Source organism: Streptomyces sp. CB01580 (assembly GCF_001905795.1).
Taxonomy (GTDB): domain Bacteria; phylum Actinomycetota; class Actinomycetes; order Streptomycetales; family Streptomycetaceae; genus Streptomyces.
The window spans coordinates 1-14,267 of the sequence record NZ_LIXJ01000022.1 but is presented as its reverse complement, the minus strand read 5'-3'; the positions used below and the strand labels follow the sequence as shown (position 1 = coordinate 14,267).

Sequence of the window (14,267 nt, the reverse complement as noted above, 5' to 3'; positions counted from 1 at the left end):
GTTCACTAGGCCCGGTGGCGGAGTTGAAGGACTTGAGTACCACGGTCCGACGGCCCGAGTCATCGACTCGGACCGGGCCCTACGCTCGTCCATGACGACACACCGACCATCCCCTGCAAGTGGAGCTGCCCCATGCCGTCCAACGACGCCCGGACTCTCCTCCAGACCGCCGTACCCACCGCTGCCGCCGGCGCTCTCGCCGCCGTGATCTGCGGTGTCGTCGCGGGCGGCAAGGGAGCCCTCGGCGCGGTCGTGGGGGCGCTCGTGGTGATCCTCTTCATGGGGATCGGACTTGTGGTCCTGCAACGGACCGCCCGGTCCCTGCCCCACCTCTTCCAGGCGATGGGGCTGATGCTCTACACGGCTCAGCTTCTCCTGCTGTTCATCTTCGTCGCCGCATTCAAGAACACCACGGTGTTCAATCCGAAGTCCTTCGCGATCACCCTGGTCGTGGCGACTCTGGTGTGGATCGGCGCACAGGCGCGTGCGCACATGAAGGCCAAGATCCTCTACGTCGAACCCGAGTCCGACAAGAGTGAGAAGCCCGAGAACGCCGGGTCGAAGTCGTGAAGGGTAGGGGCGGGATAAGCGTGGGTTCAAGACCCTGCTATCGTCCGGTTCCAACTGCGGCATTGCGGGCGCGGGCATGTGAGCTGACGCCTGCTCGATCGCGAGGCTCAATGCCTGACTGCCGCTCACACATCCGTAACACCAGTCCAGTGCCGAACCGCGGCTGCGCGCCGCGCCGACACAACGAGGTTGCCGTACCTATGCGCCACGCTGAAGGAGCCCGCGGTGAGTGCTGACCCGACACAGGTGCTCGCCTTCGAGACCGATTGCCACATCTTCGATGGTTGTGGTTTCCCGGCACCCGGCTTGCACTCGTTCCTGTTCGAGCCCCTCTGGGGCGACGCGGACAGCAACCTGTACTTCAACAAGACGATGCTGCTGGCCCTGCTCGGCTCGATCATCATCGTCGGCTTCTTCTGGGCGGCGTTCGCCAAGCCGAAGCTCGTTCCTGGCAAGCTGCAGATGGTGGCGGAGGCCGGTTACGACTTCGTTCGCCGTGGCGTCGTCTACGAGACCATCGGCAAGCGTGAGGGCGAGAAGTACGTCCCGCTCGTGGTCACGCTGTTCTTCTTCGTCTGGATGATGAACCTCTGGTCCATCATTCCGGTCGCCCAGTTCCCGGTGACGTCGATCATCGCGTACCCGGCCGCGCTCGCCCTGATCGTGTACGTGCTGTGGGTCGGTCTGACCTTCAAGCGGCACGGCTTCGTCGGAGCCTTCAAGAACTTCACCGGCTACGACAAGTCCCTCGGGCCGGTGCTGCCGCTTTCGATGACCATCGAGTTCTTCTCGAACCTGCTGGTCAGGCCCTTCACCCACGCCGTCCGGCTCTTTGCCAACATGTTCGCGGGCCACACCCTGCTGCTGCTCTTCACGATCGCCAGCTGGTACCTGCTGAACGGCATCGGCATCGCCTACGCGGGTGTCTCGTTCGTGATGGTCATCGTGATGACCGCTTTCGAACTCTTCATCCAGGCCGTCCAGGCCTATGTGTTCGTGCTGCTGACCTGCAGCTACATCCAGGGTGCCCTCGCCAAGGGCCACTGAGCGATCACCGAACACCGCACCTCCTGAAGCTCCCGGTGGCCAACCCCCACCGGACCAAGAAAGAGAAGGAAGAACCGGGCATGTCTGCTCTCCAGACCCTCGCCGAGACCAGCGTCGCGATCAAGGGCAACCTCGGCTCCATCGGCTACGGCCTCGCCGCGATCGGCCCCGGCGTCGGCGTCGGCATCATCTTCGGTAACGGCACCCAGGCGCTCGCTCGTCAGCCCGAGGCTGCCGGTCTCATCCGCGCCAACCAGATCCTCGGCTTCGCCTTCTGTGAGGCGCTCGCCCTGATCGGTCTGGTCATGCCGTTCGTCTACCCGGCCTCTTGATCTGGTAGCGAACAGCCCATTCGACGGAAGGCACTGACGTGAACCCTCTGGTTCAGCTCGCGGCGGAGGAAGCGGAAAACCCGCTCATCCCGCCGATCCCTGAGCTCGTCATTGGCTTCATCGCCTTTGTCATCGTCTTCGGCTTCCTCGCCAAGAAGCTCCTCCCGAACATCAACAAGGTTCTGGAAGAGCGCCGCGAGGCCATCGAAGGCGGTATCGAAAAGGCCGATGCGGCCCAGACCGAGGCCCAGAGCGTCCTTGAGCAGTACAAGGCTCAGCTCGCCGAGGCCCGCCACGAAGCCGCTCGTATGCGCCAGGAGGCGCAGGAGCAGGGCGCCGTGATCCTGCAGGAGATGCGGGCCGAGGGCCAGCGGCAGCGTGAGGAGATCATCGCTGCCGGCCACGCCCAGATCGAGGCCGACCGCAAGGCCGCGGCCGCGGCCCTGCGCCAGGACGTCGGCACGCTCGCCGTCGAACTGGCCGGCAAGCTCGTCGGGGAGTCCCTGGAGGACCACGCCCGGCAGAGCGGCACCGTCGACCGCTTCCTCGACGAGCTCGAGGCGAAGGCCGACGCGAAGGCCGAGGCCGTCCGATGAACGGCGCGAGCCGCGAGGCACTGGCTGCGGCACGTGAGCGTCTCGACGCGCTGACCGACAGCACGTCGGTCGACGCGGCGAAGCTCGCCGACGAGCTGGCCGCCGTGACGGCGCTGCTCCAGCGCGAGGTCTCACTGCGACGGGTCCTCACCGACCCGTCGCAGGCCGGCGAGGCCAAGGCCGAGCTGGTCGGACGACTGCTGAGCGGTCAGGTGGGCGGCGAGACCGTCGACCTGGTCTCCGGCATGGTCCGCTCCCGCTGGTCGCAGTCGCGCGACCTGGTCGACGCGGTCGAGGAACTGGCGAACATCGCGGACCTCACCGCCGCTCAGCGCGGCGGAGACCTCGACGACGTCGAGGACGAGCTGTTCCGGTTCGGCCGGATCGTCGCCTCCGACAAGGAACTGCGTGCCGCGCTCACCGACCGGTCGGCGTCCGCCACCGCCAAGAGCCAGCTGCTGCGCAGCCTGCTCGGCGGCAGGACCCGGCCGGCCACCGAGCGCGTGATCACGCGCCTCGTCACCCAGCCGCGTGGACGTAGCCTGGAAGCGGGACTCGAGTCCCTCTCCAAGCTCGCCGCGGAGCGTCGGGACCGCATGGTCGCCGTGGTCACCTCGGCGGTGCCGCTCAGCGACCGGCAGAAGCAGCGTCTCGGTGCGGCACTGGCGAAGATCTACGGTCGGCCCATGCACCTGAACCTCGACGTGGACCCCGAGGTCCTCGGCGGGATCGCGGTGCGGGTCGGTGAGGAGATCATCAACGGAACCATCGCGGACCGCCTGGCAGAGGCGAGCCGTCGCATGGCCGGCTGACGAGCCGACGCAGCAAAAGAACCAGAGCAAGACCAGCGGCCCGGTTGGGCCGTGCAGAAACTGCAGAAGATTCCTGGGGGTCGGCCCCCAGACCCCCTTAAGAAACTTCGGGCCCAACAAGGAGAGCAGGGAACCCAGATGGCGGAGCTCACGATCCGGCCGGAGGAGATCCGGGACGCACTGGAGAACTTCGTCCAGTCGTACAAGCCGGACGCGGCCTCGCGCGAGGAGGTCGGTACGGTCAGCGTTGCCGGTGACGGCATCGCGAAGGTCGAGGGCCTTCCCTCGGCCATGGCGAACGAGCTGCTGAAGTTCGAGGACGGCACCCTCGGTCTCGCCCTCAACCTCGAGGAGCGCGAGATCGGTGCGATCATCCTCGGCGAGTTCGACGGGATCGAGGAGGGCCAGTCGGTGCAGCGCACCGGCGAGGTGCTCTCCGTCGGCGTCGGCGAGGGCTACCTCGGCCGCGTCGTCGACCCCCTCGGCAACCCGATCGACGGTCTCGGCGAGATCGCGACCGACGGCCGCCGCGCCCTTGAACTGCAGGCCCCTGGCGTCATGGTCCGCAAGTCGGTGCACGAGCCGATGCAGACCGGCTACAAGGCCGTCGACGCCATGGTGCCGATCGGCCGCGGCCAGCGTCAGCTGGTCATCGGCGACCGCCAGACCGGCAAGACCGCGCTGGCCGTCGACACGATCATCAACCAGCGCGACAACTGGCGCTCGGGCGACGTGAACAAGCAGGTCCGCTGCATCTACGTCGCCATCGGTCAGAAGGGCTCCACCATCGCCTCCGTGCGCGGTGCCCTCGAAGAGGCCGGAGCGCTCGAGTACACGACCATCGTCGCCGCCCCGGCGTCCGACCCGGCCGGCTTCAAGTACCTCGCGCCGTACACCGGTTCGGCCATCGGTCAGCACTGGATGTACCAGGGCAAGCACGTCCTGATCATCTTCGACGACCTCTCGAAGCAGGCCGACGCCTACCGCGCCGTGTCGCTGCTGCTGCGCCGTCCGCCGGGCCGCGAGGCCTACCCGGGCGACGTCTTCTACCTCCACTCGCGTCTCCTGGAGCGTTGCGCGAAGCTCTCCGACGACATGGGCGCCGGTTCGATGACGGGTCTCCCGATCGTCGAGACCAAGGCGAACGACGTGTCGGCGTTCATCCCGACCAACGTCATCTCCATCACCGACGGCCAGTGCTTCCTGGAGTCCGACCTGTTCAACGCCGGCCAGCGTCCGGCCCTGAACGTCGGTATCTCCGTCTCCCGCGTCGGTGGTTCCGCCCAGCACAAGGCGATGCGCCAGGTCTCCGGCCGTCTCCGTGTCGACCTCGCCCAGTACCGCGAGCTGGAGGCGTTCGCCGCCTTCGGTTCCGACCTGGACGCGGCTTCGAAGGCGTCGCTGGAGCGCGGTAAGCGCATGGTCGAGCTGCTGAAGCAGCCGCAGTACAGCCCGTTCCCGGTCGAGGAGCAGGTCGTCTCCATCTGGGCCGGCACCAACGGCAAGATGGACGACGTCCCGGTTGAGGACATCCGCCGCTTCGAGTCGGAGCTGCTGGAGTACCTGCGCCGCGAGCGCAAGGACCTGCTGACCAGCATCCGCGAGGGCGCCAAGATGTCCGACGACACGCTGCAGGCGATCGCCGACGCCGTCGCCGCGTTCAAGCAGCAGTTCGAGACCTCGGACGGCAAGCTCCTGGGCGAGGGCTGATCGATGGGCGCTCAGCTTCGCGTTTACAAGCGCCGCATCCGCTCCGTCACCGCCACCAAGAAGATCACCAAGGCGATGGAGATGATCGCCGCCTCGCGCATCGTCAAGGCGCAGCGCCAGGTGGCGGCGTCGATGCCGTACGCCACCGAGCTCACCCGCGCGGTGACGGCGGTGGCGACCGGCTCCACCACCAAGCACCCGCTGACCACCGAGTCCGAGAAGCCGACGCGGGCCGCGGTCCTGCTCATCACGAGCGACCGCGGTCTGGCCGGCGGTTACTCCTCCAACGCCATCAAGGCCGCGGAGCGGCTGACCGAGCGGCTGCGCGGTGAGGGCAAGGAGGTCGTCACGTACGTGATCGGCCGCAAGGGTGTCGCCTACTACGGATTCCGCGAGCGCAAGATCGAGGATTCGTGGACGGGCTTCACCGACAGCCCGACCTACGCGGATGCCAAGCGTGCCGCCGCTCCGCTCATCGAGGCGGTCACCAAGGACACCGCCGAGGGCGGCGTCGACGAGCTGCACATCGTCTTCACGGAGTTCGTGTCGATGATGACGCAGAACCCGGTCGAGGACCGGATGCTGCCGCTCAGCCTCGGTGCCGAGAAGGAGAAGGACGGCAAGGCCGAGATCCTGCCGCTCTTCGAGTTCGAGCCGTCGGCGGAGGACGTCCTCGACGCCCTGCTTCCGCGGTACGTCGAGAGCCGCATCTACAACGCGCTGCTCCAGGCCGCTGCTTCCGAGCACGCCGCCCGCCGCCGCGCGATGAAGTCGGCGACCGACAACGCCGGAGAGCTCATCAAGACGCTCTCCCGGCTCGCCAACGCGGCCCGCCAGGCCGAAATCACCCAGGAAATCAGCGAGATCGTCGGTGGTGCCAGTGCGCTGGCCGACGCGACCGCGGGGAGTGACAAGTAATGACGACGACAGTTGAGACGGCCGTTGCCACGGGCCGCGTCGCCCGGGTCATCGGCCCGGTCGTCGACGTGGAGTTCCCCGTCGACGCGATGCCGGACATCTACAACGCGCTGACCGTCCAGGTCGCCGACCCGGCCGAGGAGGGCAAGCTCAAGACGCTGACCCTCGAGGTCGCGCAGCACCTCGGTGACGGCATGGTCCGTGCCATCTCCATGCAGCCCACCGACGGCCTGGTCCGCCAGGCCCCGGTGACGGACACCGGCGACGGCATCACCGTCCCGGTCGGCGACATCACCAAGGGCAAGGTCTTCAACACCCTCGGTGAGATCCTGAACAAGCCCGAGGCCGAGGCCGAGGTGTCCGAGCGCTGGGCGATCCACCGCAAGGCGCCCAACTTCGACCAGCTCGAGTCCAAGACCGAGATGTTCGAGACCGGTGTCAAGGTCATCGACCTCCTCACCCCGTACGTCAAGGGTGGAAAGATCGGTCTGTTCGGTGGTGCCGGTGTCGGCAAGACCGTTCTGATCCAGGAGATGATCTACCGCGTCGCCAACAACCACGATGGTGTGTCGGTGTTCGCGGGCGTCGGTGAGCGTACCCGTGAGGGCAACGACCTCATCGAGGAGATGACCGACTCCGGCGTCATCGACAAGACGGCGCTCGTCTTCGGTCAGATGGACGAGCCGCCGGGCACCCGTCTTCGTGTGGCGCTGGCCGGTCTGACCATGGCGGAGTACTTCCGCGATGTGCAGAAGCAGGACGTGCTCTTCTTCATCGACAACATCTTCCGGTACACCCAGGCCGGCTCCGAGGTGTCCACCCTGCTCGGCCGTATGCCGTCCGCGGTGGGTTACCAGCCGAACCTGGCCGACGAGATGGGTCTGCTGCAGGAGCGCATCACCTCGACGCGTGGTCACTCGATCACCTCGATGCAGGCGATCTACGTCCCTGCGGACGACCTGACCGACCCGGCCCCGGCCACCACCTTCGCCCACCTCGACGCGACGACGGTTCTCTCCCGTCCGATCTCCGAGAAGGGCATCTACCCGGCCGTGGACCCGCTGGACTCCACGTCCCGGATCCTGGACCCGCGTTACATCGCCGAGGACCACTACAACGCCGCCATGCGCGTCAAGGGGATCCTCCAGAAGTACAAGGACCTCCAGGACATCATCGCGATCCTCGGTATCGACGAGCTGGGCGAGGAGGACAAGCTGGTCGTCCACCGTGCCCGTCGTGTCGAGCGCTTCCTGTCGCAGAACACCCACGTCGCCAAGCAGTTCACCGGCGTGGACGGTTCGGACGTTCCGCTCGACGAGTCGATCGCCGCGTTCAACGCGATCTGCGACGGCGAGTACGACCACTTCCCGGAGCAGGCGTTCTTCATGTGCGGTGGCCTGGAGGACCTCAAGGCCAACGCCAAGGAGCTCGGCGTTTCCTGAGCCTACGGCTCACCGAGGGGGACGGGCACGTCCCGTCCCCCTCACCACGCCCCTTAGAATTGACCCAACACCCGGCCGGCGCGGCCGGGTGGTGACCCGAGGAGCCACCCTTGGCTGCTGAGCTGCACGTCGAGCTGGTCGCGGCGGACCGCAGTGTCTGGTCCGGCGAGGCCACCCTGGTCGTCGCGCGCACCACGTCCGGCGACATCGGCGTCATGCCCGGTCACCAGCCGCTTCTGGGTGTGCTGGAATCGGGCCCGGTGACGATCCGCACGAGCGACGGCGGAACCGTGATCGCCGCGGTGCACGGCGGTTTCCTCTCGTTCGCGGATGACAAGCTGTCGCTGCTCGCGGAGATCGCGGAGCTGGCGGACGAGATCGATGTCCAGCGCGCCGAGCGTGCGCTGGAGCGCGCGAAGGAGGCGACGGACGCCGCTGCCGAGCGGCGCGCCGAAGTGCGACTGCGCGCGGTGGCGGTGCGCTAGCGCACCGCGACGACGTAGCTTTACCCTCAGCCGCGGCACGGCCTGGAGACCCCTCCGGACCGTGCCGCGGCTGAGGCGATGCAGATGCCCGTGAAATTCTGGTGTATCCGTTACTCGACGACGCGAGGAGGTCGGTGGAGATGTTCCTCGCGTTGTGGGTGGGCGGAGTGGTCGTCGCCCTGGTCCTGTTGGGACTCTTCGTCTTCGGTCTGCGCCGGAGGCTGATCCAGCGCTCCGGCGGGACCTTCGACTGCAGCCTGCGGTGGAACGTGCCGGAGGAGCCCGATCTCTCGGGCAAGGGCTGGGTGTACGGGGTCGCCCGGTACAGCGGTGACCAGGTCGACTGGTTCCGGGTCTTCTCGTACGCGCCCCGTCCGCGCCGGATCCTGGAGCGTTCCGCGATCGAGGTGATCGCCCGCCGGATGCCCGAGGGCGAGGAGGAGCTGGCGCTCCTGTCCGATGCCGTGGTGCTCGGCTGTCTCCATCGTGGGACCCGCCTGGAGCTGGCCATGAGCGAGGACGCGCTGACCGGGTTTCTCGCCTGGCTGGAGGCGGCTCCGCCCGGCCAGCGGGTCAACGTGGCATAGCTTCGGATCTGTCGGACGTGTAGGGGCGCCCCCTCTCGCAGGGGGCGCCCCTTCACATGCGACCGGTACGCGGTGCGCGCGGCCGGTGTGGGCGGGTCCGGCCGGACCCGGTCCGGCCCGTGCGGGCCGGACCGTATCGGCCGGGACGTCCCGTGTCGGCAGGGAATCCGGCGGCCAAGACGCGAGAACCGGGGAGACAGGGGGCGGACCTGTCTCCCCGGTGGCTTTCCGGAGTGTGCGCGGCACCCGGTCGGTGCCCCGCGACGGGTTACTTCAGGCCGTTGCTGATCGCACCGACCAGCTCACCGTTGGTCGTGTCACCGCTGAACTCCCAGAAGAACGCGCCTCCCAGGCCCTGGCCCTTCGCCCACGTCATCTTGGACGCGATGGTGGCCGGGGTGTCGTAGCTCCACCAGTTGTTGCCGCAGTGGGCGTACGCCGTGCCGGCCACCGTGCCGGTCGCCGGGCAGCTGTTCTTGAGGACCTTGTAGTCCTCGATGCCGGTCTCGTAGGTGCCGGGGGCGGCGCCGGTGGCGGTGCCGCCGGGCGCGTCCTGGGTGACGCCGGTCCAGCCGCGGCCGTAGAAGCCGATGCCGAGCAGCAGCTTGGAGGCGGGGACTCCCTGGGCCTTCAGCTTGGCGATGGCCTCGGCGGAGGTGAAGCCGGCCTTCGGGATGCCGTCGTACGAGGTCAGCGGGGAGTGCGGGGCGGTCGGGCCCTTCGCGTCCCAGGCGCCGAAGAAGTCGTACGTCATCACGTTGTACCAGTCCAGGGACTGAGCGGCGCCCGCGTAGTCGGTGGCGTCGATCTTGCCGCCGGCGGAGGCGTCGGCGGTGATGGCGGCCGTCACCAGGTTCTTGCTGCCGAACTTGGCACGGAGCGCGGAGGTGATGGCCTTCAGCGCGTTCGGGCCGCTGGTGTCGCAGGTCAGGCCACAGGCGTTGGGGTACTCCCAGTCCACGTCGATGCCGTCGAAGACATCGGCCCAGCGCGGGTCCTCGACCAGGTTGTAGCAGGACTCGGCGAACGCGGCCGGGTTCTTCGCGGCGTCACCGAAGCCGCCGGACCAGGTCCAGCCGCCGAACGACCACAGCACCTTGATGTGGGGGTACTTCGCCTTGAGCTTGCGCAGCTGGTTGAAGCTGCCGCGCAGCGGCTGGTCCCAGGTGTCCGCGACGCCGTCGACCGACTGGTCGGCGGTGTACGCCTTCTCGTAGTCGGCGTACGAGTCACCGATCGCGCACTTGCCGCCGGTCACGTTGCCGAAGGCGTAGTTGATGTGCGTGATCTTCGCGGCGGAGCCGGAGGTGTCGAGGTTCTTGACGTGGTAGTTCCGCCCGTAGACGCCCCACTCGGTGAAGTAGCCGAGGTTGATCTTGCCACCGGGGCCGGGGGTCTCGCCGCCACCGCCGGTGGTGCGGACCTTGACCGAGCCGCTGACCGGGCCGGTCTGGTCGGCGGTGTCACGGGCCCGCACGGTGTACGAGTAGTCGGAGCCCGCGGTCAGGCCGGTGTCGGTGTGGGTGGTGCCGGTGACCGTGGCGACGACCGCGCCGTCGCGCAGCACGTCGTAGTTCTTGATGCCCTTGTCGTCGGTCGCGGCGGACCAGCTCAGCTTGACCGAGGTGTCGGTGATGTTGCTCGCGGTGGGGGTGCCAGGAGCGGAGGGGGCGTTGTCGCCGGGGACGCTGCCGCCGTCGCAGGGGTTGCCGTTCAGCTTGCAGCCGGCGGGGGCGCCGGAGCCGGTGCCGTTGAAGCCGAAGGAGACGCTGGCACCGGGAGCGATGGTGCCGTTCCAGCCGAGGTTCTTGGCGGTCCAGTGGTTGTTGGACCCGGTGACGGTGGCGTCCCAGGCGGAGCCGACCGAGGTGCCCGAGGGGAAGTCCCACTCGATGGTCCAGGAGGACAGGGCGGTGGTGCTGGTGTTCTTCACCGTCCACTGGCCCTCGAAGCCGCCGCCCCAGTCGGACTTCTTGAGGTACGTGGCGGTCGCCGAGTCGGCGGCCTCGGCGGGGGAGGCCAGGCCCACCATGGCGGCGAGCGGAAGGAGCAGCGCGGTGACGCCCGCGACCGCTCTGGATCTGGTGGCTCTCCCGGTCCCGAATCTGAATCGGGTCCGGCGTAGGGGGGTTTCAGTGCTCAACGGTGCTCCTCGGGTGAGGTCCGGACAATCGGGGGTGGTCCGTGGACTGCAAACCCTGCGCCGCCCAGAGTGCGCCTTGTCATGGCGCACTCACCGCAGTGTGTTGTGCGGCGAGATTAGGAAGGTCTGGACCAATCGTCAAGAGGTCCAGACCAAAGATCGTTCTTCCGGCCTCACATGCCCAACTCCTGTGCCAGCACCGACGCCTGGAGCCGGCTGCGCAGATTGAGCTTGCCCAGTACCCTGCTGACGTGCGTCTTCACGGTCGCCTCGGCCATCGAGAGCCGGACCGCGATCTCCGCGTTCGACAGTCCCTCGCCGAGGCAGCCGAGCACCTCCCGCTCCCGCCTGGTCAGCGCGTCGAGCACCTTCGGATCGGGCGCGTGGGCCGTCCGCGCGGGCCGCGTACCGGCGAACTCCGCGATCAGCCGACGGGTCACCGCCGGAGCGATCAACCCCTCGCCGCGTGCCACCGTGCGCACCGCTTCCAGCAGATCGCGGGCCTCGGCGTTCTTCAGCAGGAAGCCCGCCGCCCCCGCCCGCAGTGCGCCGAAGACGTACTCGTCGAGGTCGAACGTCGTCAGTACCAGCACGTCCGCCAGCCCTTCGCCGGTCACCTGACGCGTCGCCGAAACCCCGTCCAGACGCGGCATCTGGACATCCATCAGCACCACGTCCGGCCGGAGTTCGCGGGTCAGCCGTACCGCCGCCTCGCCGTCCGCCGCCTCGCCGACCACCTCGATGTCCGGCGCGCTGCGCAGGATGAGCACCAGCCCCGCACGGACGGCCGACTGGTCCTCGGCGACCAGGACCCGGATCGTCATTCCCCCACATTCCCTTCGTCCACGGGCAGTTCGGCCCGCACCCGCCAGATCCTCGTTCCGGAGCCGTCGTCCACCGGCCCCGCCTCGATCGTTCCGCCCAGCAGCGCCACCCGTTCCCGCATGCCCACGAGACCGGCCCCCGATCCCGGCGCGCGCGGCCCGGAACGGTCCCCGAACACACTGCTGACCTCCACCGTGAGCGAGGGCCCGGCGCGTCCGAGCCGCACCGCGACCGGGCCGGGCGCGGCGTGCTTGAGCGCGTTCGTCAGGGACTCCTGGACTATTCGGTAGGAGGTCAGTTCGACGGGCGCGGGCACCGGACCACGCTCCTCGCGCGCGTCCTCGAAAGTACAGGTCAGCCCAGTTGTCCCGGCGTTCGTACCGGCCTGTTCGATCAGTGCGTCCAGCGTGTCCAGGGTCGGCGAGGCGCTCGGCTCGGCGTCCGCGTCACCGGTGCGCAGCAGCCCGATCAGCCGGCGCATCTCGGCGAGCCCCTCGACGCTGTTCTCGCGGATCACCCCCAGCACCTCGCGCGAGGTGGCCGGGTCGTCGATGGAGAGGGCGGCGGTGGAGTGGATCGCGATCGCGGAGAGATGGTTGGCCACCAGGTCGTGCAACTCCCGCGCCATCCGGGAGCGTTCCGCGGTCACCGCCTGGGTGCGGTCCATCTCGGCGAGCAGTGCGGTCTGTTCGGCCCGCAGCCGGGCCGCCTCGGCGGCGTCGCGGTGGTTGCGGACGCTGACGCCGGTGATCGCGGGAGCGAACGAGACCACACCGGTGAGGATCCCGACGAGCAGGGCCTGCGGATTGCGGAACCACGCCAGGAAACCGATCGTGACCGCGACCGTGATCAGGAACGTGGTCACCGGGATGCGGCGGGCGGCGGCCGGTGTCCCGTACAGCACCGCCGCGTACATCAGGTCGGTGAACAGCACGACGGTCACCATGTTCCCGACCGTGAACTGGTCCGCGACCACCGCGAGCGTGCCGAAGATCAGCCCCACCTGCGGAGCCGTTCTGCGGACGAGTGCGAACACCGAGACGACGGCGAGCGGCAGCAGGGAGACCCAGGGGGCGGAGAAGGGACGGCTGCCCTGCGTGTGCAGCCCCAGTGCCCACAGCAGCAGGCCGCTGAGGAGGCCGATGACCGCGATGAGTACGTCGTGGCGGTGCGGACGGAGGAAGGAGAACACCCTCCCATCCAACACGGCCGCCCGGGTGGAGGCCTCGGTGCCGCGGGCGATGTGCGCGTACATCGAAGGATGCAGTCGAGGTTCGTCACCGGCGACGACGTGTCCGGGCGGCGCGGACGGGATGCTGGGGGGCAACGGGAAGGAGACGGGCGTGATCGTCACGTTGATCGTGCTCTGCGAGGTCGGCTTCTGGGTGCTGCTGGCCGCGGGGCTGGCGCTGCGCTATCTGGCGAAGAAGCCGCGCCTGGGAGCGGCCGTGCTGCTGTGCGAGCCGCTGCTGGAGGTCGTGCTGCTGGTGGTGACGGCGATCGACCTGAAGAACGGGGCCGAGCCGGACATGAGGCACGGCCTGGCCGCCGTCTACATCGGCTTCACCGTGGGCCTCGGGCACTCCACGATCCGCTGGGTGGACGCCCGGGTCGCCCACCGTTTCGCGGGCGGCCCGCCGCCGGTCAAGCCGCCGAAGTACGGCATGGCGCGCGCGGTGCACGAGTGGAAGGTCGCCGCGCGCTGGACGGTCGCCGCGGTGACGGCGCTGGCGCTGCTCCAGGCGGCGATCTGGTACGTGGGCGGGGACGGCGACGCGTCGACGCTCCAGCAGTGGCAGCAGAAGATGCTGTTCGTGATCGGGATCAACGTCGTCATCGCGGGGAGCTACACGCTCTTCCCGAAGCGGGAGCCGGCCGGGACACGGGGACCGGCGGCGGAGCGCGAGCCGGCCGAGAAGCAGTGAACCGGCGTACGGGCGCGACGACCGTGCCCGTACGGCGCGCAAGGACCCATGACCGGACCACGCAGGGCGCCGGCCACCGCACCGCAGTCGGGCAGCCGCGCGGCGGAGCGGCTACCGCTCCCCGCCCGGCACCCACAGCACGTCGCCGACCTCCTTGTTCGCCGTCCGCGCGAGGATGAACAGCAGGTCCGAGAGCCGGTTGAGATACGTCGCCGTCAGCGCGTTCATCGTCTCGCCGTGCACCTCCAGCGCCGCCCAGGTGGACCGCTCCGCGCGCCGCACCACTGTGCACGCCTGATGCAGGAGCGCCGCCCCCGGCGTACCGCCGGGCAGGATGAAGCTGCGCAGCTTCTCCAGCGGTTCCAGGAAGCGGTCGCAGTCCGCCTCCAGCTTGTCGACGTAGCTCTGCTCCACCCTCAGCGGCGGGTACTTCGGGTTCTCGACGACCGGGGTCGACAGGTCCGCGCCCACGTCGAACAGGTCGTTCTGCACGCGGGCGAGGACCTTCACGACGTCCTCGGACAGCTCGCCGAGCGCGACGGCCGTGCCGATGACGGCGTTGGCCTCGTTCGTGTCGGCGTACGCGGCGATCCGGAGATCGGTCTTGGCGGTCCGGGACATGTCACCGAGGTTGGTGGTGCCCTGGTCGCCGGTACGGGTGTAGATACGTGTCAGATTGACCATACGGCCAGCCTAGTGCTGTGACCGGGAAGGTTTGCCGGGAAGCTCGCGGCGTCCGGTGCGGTGCATCGCAAGGCGGAGGATCGCCCTCGTACCGGACGTACTCGGGTGATGCGACAACGCGGCGAGGTGCCGTGCCGGGCGTCGCGAGCCGGTGAACCTTGCCGGTCACGGCACTAGTAGGGCTTTGTTAG

The 14,267-nt window shown here is 68.6% G+C and carries 15 protein-coding genes; 11 read left to right on the top strand and 4 right to left on the bottom strand.

The genetic code is table 11. The features are described from left to right. Positions 1-132: 132 nt before the first annotated feature. The 10 genes from AMK22_RS26910 (at position 133) to AMK22_RS26865 (ending at position 8,499) form a co-directional block, all read left to right on the top strand. Positions 133-570 carry a hypothetical protein gene (locus tag AMK22_RS26910; protein WP_073789177.1) on the top strand — a complete coding sequence of 146 codons (438 nt, stop codon included), beginning with the start codon at positions 133-135 and terminating at the stop codon, positions 568-570. Positions 571-795: 225 nt separating this feature from the next. Continuing rightward, a complete protein-coding gene (atpB, locus tag AMK22_RS26905) occupies positions 796-1,617 on the top strand; it encodes a F0F1 ATP synthase subunit A (RefSeq protein WP_107430643.1) in 822 nt (273 codons plus the stop codon). An 80-nt stretch (positions 1,618-1,697) separates the two neighbouring features. Beyond that, positions 1,698-1,949 carry a F0F1 ATP synthase subunit C gene (locus tag AMK22_RS26900; RefSeq protein WP_073789175.1) on the top strand — a complete coding sequence of 84 codons (252 nt, stop codon included), beginning with the start codon at positions 1,698-1,700 and terminating at the stop codon, positions 1,947-1,949. Positions 1,950-1,987: 38 nt separating this feature from the next. After that, entirely contained in the window at positions 1,988-2,545 is a 558-nt protein-coding gene (locus AMK22_RS26895) for a F0F1 ATP synthase subunit B (RefSeq protein ID WP_073789173.1), read from the top strand. Further along, positions 2,542-3,357, top strand: coding sequence for a F0F1 ATP synthase subunit delta (locus AMK22_RS26890; RefSeq protein WP_073789171.1), 816 nt, complete (start codon positions 2,542-2,544; stop codon positions 3,355-3,357). The genes AMK22_RS26895 and AMK22_RS26890 overlap by 4 nt, the downstream gene beginning before the upstream one ends. 138 nt (positions 3,358-3,495) lie before the next feature. After that, the gene (atpA, locus tag AMK22_RS26885) at positions 3,496-5,067 is read left to right on the top strand and encodes a F0F1 ATP synthase subunit alpha (protein ID WP_073789169.1); all 1,572 of its coding nucleotides are present in this window, start codon (positions 3,496-3,498) and stop codon (positions 5,065-5,067) included. A 3-nt stretch (positions 5,068-5,070) separates the two neighbouring features. Next, positions 5,071-5,985, top strand: a complete 915-nt coding sequence (locus AMK22_RS26880) for a F0F1 ATP synthase subunit gamma (RefSeq protein ID WP_073789166.1) — start codon at positions 5,071-5,073, stop codon at positions 5,983-5,985. Continuing rightward, a complete protein-coding gene (gene atpD / locus AMK22_RS26875) occupies positions 5,985-7,427 on the top strand; it encodes a F0F1 ATP synthase subunit beta (RefSeq protein ID WP_073789164.1) in 1,443 nt (480 codons plus the stop codon). The genes AMK22_RS26880 and atpD overlap by 1 nt, the downstream gene beginning before the upstream one ends. A gap of 110 nt (positions 7,428-7,537) precedes the next feature. Next, a complete protein-coding gene (locus tag AMK22_RS26870; protein ID WP_073789163.1) occupies positions 7,538-7,912 on the top strand; it encodes a F0F1 ATP synthase subunit epsilon in 375 nt (124 codons plus the stop codon). A gap of 140 nt (positions 7,913-8,052) precedes the next feature. Continuing rightward, positions 8,053-8,499, top strand: a complete 447-nt coding sequence (locus AMK22_RS26865; RefSeq protein WP_073789331.1) for a DUF2550 domain-containing protein — start codon at positions 8,053-8,055, stop codon at positions 8,497-8,499. A 268-nt stretch (positions 8,500-8,767) separates the two neighbouring features. Here AMK22_RS26865 and AMK22_RS26860 read toward each other — a convergent pair whose 3' ends face one another. From AMK22_RS26860 to AMK22_RS26850, 3 genes are all read right to left on the bottom strand, one after another. After that, positions 8,768-10,642 carry a glycoside hydrolase family 18 chitinase gene (locus AMK22_RS26860; RefSeq protein ID WP_073789161.1) on the bottom strand — a complete coding sequence of 625 codons (1,875 nt, stop codon included), beginning with the start codon at positions 10,640-10,642 and terminating at the stop codon, positions 8,768-8,770. Positions 10,643-10,815: 173 nt separating this feature from the next. Further along, positions 10,816-11,466, bottom strand: coding sequence for a response regulator (locus tag AMK22_RS26855; protein WP_073789159.1), 651 nt, complete (start codon positions 11,464-11,466; stop codon positions 10,816-10,818). After that, positions 11,463-12,659, bottom strand: a complete 1,197-nt coding sequence (locus AMK22_RS26850) for a sensor histidine kinase (protein ID WP_073789329.1) — start codon at positions 12,657-12,659, stop codon at positions 11,463-11,465. Before AMK22_RS26850 ends, AMK22_RS26855 begins: the two co-directional genes overlap by 4 nt. 151 nt (positions 12,660-12,810) lie before the next feature. Between AMK22_RS26850 and AMK22_RS26845 the strand changes: the two genes are divergently transcribed. Further along, positions 12,811-13,392 carry a hypothetical protein gene (locus tag AMK22_RS26845; RefSeq protein ID WP_073789328.1) on the top strand — a complete coding sequence of 194 codons (582 nt, stop codon included), beginning with the start codon at positions 12,811-12,813 and terminating at the stop codon, positions 13,390-13,392. 111 nt (positions 13,393-13,503) lie between these two features. On the opposite strand, the gene AMK22_RS26840 is transcribed toward AMK22_RS26845, so the two are convergent. After that, the gene (locus tag AMK22_RS26840) at positions 13,504-14,076 is read right to left on the bottom strand and encodes a cob(I)yrinic acid a,c-diamide adenosyltransferase (RefSeq protein ID WP_073789158.1); all 573 of its coding nucleotides are present in this window, start codon (positions 14,074-14,076) and stop codon (positions 13,504-13,506) included. Between the last annotated feature and the right edge of the window lie 191 nt (positions 14,077-14,267).

Bases quoted from the DNA above. Each gene is read 5' to 3' on its own strand.
- AMK22_RS26910 (WP_073789177.1), top strand. From the start codon at position 133: ATGCCGTCCAACGACGCCCGGACTCTCCTCCAGACCGCCGTACCCACC.
- AMK22_RS26900 (WP_073789175.1), top strand. From the start codon at position 1,698: ATGTCTGCTCTCCAGACCCTCGCCGAGACCAGCGTCGCGATCAAGGGC.
- AMK22_RS26890 (WP_073789171.1), top strand. From the start codon at position 2,542: ATGAACGGCGCGAGCCGCGAGGCACTGGCTGCGGCACGTGAGCGTCTC.
- atpA (WP_073789169.1), top strand. From the start codon at position 3,496: ATGGCGGAGCTCACGATCCGGCCGGAGGAGATCCGGGACGCACTGGAG.
- AMK22_RS26880 (WP_073789166.1), top strand. From the start codon at position 5,071: ATGGGCGCTCAGCTTCGCGTTTACAAGCGCCGCATCCGCTCCGTCACC.
- atpD (WP_073789164.1), top strand. From the start codon at position 5,985: ATGACGACGACAGTTGAGACGGCCGTTGCCACGGGCCGCGTCGCCCGG.
- AMK22_RS26865 (WP_073789331.1), top strand. From the start codon at position 8,053: ATGTTCCTCGCGTTGTGGGTGGGCGGAGTGGTCGTCGCCCTGGTCCTG.
- AMK22_RS26855 (WP_073789159.1), bottom strand. From the start codon at position 11,466: ATGACGATCCGGGTCCTGGTCGCCGAGGACCAGTCGGCCGTCCGTGCG.
- AMK22_RS26840 (WP_073789158.1), bottom strand. From the start codon at position 14,076: ATGGTCAATCTGACACGTATCTACACCCGTACCGGCGACCAGGGCACC.